Annotated in this window: 1 protein-coding gene; it reads right to left on the minus strand. The window is 56.1% G+C overall.

What is annotated here, in order from left to right; genetic code table 11:
* Nucleotides 1–694, minus strand: a 694-nt coding sequence (locus P0D89_RS53550) for a site-specific integrase (protein WP_494478582.1), incomplete at its 3' end; no start/stop codon positions are given.
* Nucleotides 695–815 lie beyond the last annotated feature (121 nt).

Genomic DNA, 815 nt, shown 5'->3' on the forward strand with positions numbered 1-815 from the left:
TCTGGTCTGCTGAGATTCCCCGGGGAATTGACGGGCTCGACCAGTTGGCGACCACCGGAACGGCGGCAGCGAGGTCCAGCGTGATGTCGCCGCGATAGCGCATATAGCGCAGAAAGGATCGCAGAGCAGTGGTCATAAGCTTCGCCTGCTTTAGATGCAGTCGTGGCGCCTGGACCTGCACAAAGCGCACGACATCGGCCGCACGTAGTTTCGATAGCGTGACCCTCCCATTCCCGAACCGATGTTTGAGAAACTCGCGGACGAACGGCACGTAGTTAATGATCGTGGCTCTGGCAAGAGCTTGAATATCGCGCAAGTACGCCTCGTACTCCTGTACACAGCGCTCAGCCGCCGAAATCCGAATTGTTGCCATCTGCTCAGGCGGAATCACGCCTTCGCCGCGAAGGAAACCAATAAGCTGTCTGAGCGCTGCCCGATCATCGTTGCGAGGCCGGAAATGCCGGGCACGATAGCGCAAGTATCGTGTTGCGTGATCGAAGCAGATATCCCGTACCCCCACACCTCTCTGTTTAAGCCATCGACTGAAACATGCGGCGATCCGGACCTTCCGCTTCAGGGACCATACGTTGTAACCCTGCGCGCAGATGGCGTTGGCAAAGGATGATAGATGGGCTGCCAGTGGACCTTCAGGTTCTCGCGAGAGAACGACCTGATCATGAATGGTGTACTTCACGACGAACTCCTTCCCTACGTGGGTGGAGGAGTCAAGATTATCTCTATCCGGCGTTGTCCATTTGCCCAGAAAAATGGGCTATCAGGAGGCTACAAGACATAATCCGGAAGGGTACATAGTG

Origin of the sequence: Paraburkholderia sp. RL18-085-BIA-A (assembly GCF_046027075.1) — a bacterium.
Lineage (GTDB): Bacteria > Pseudomonadota > Gammaproteobacteria > Burkholderiales > Burkholderiaceae > Paraburkholderia.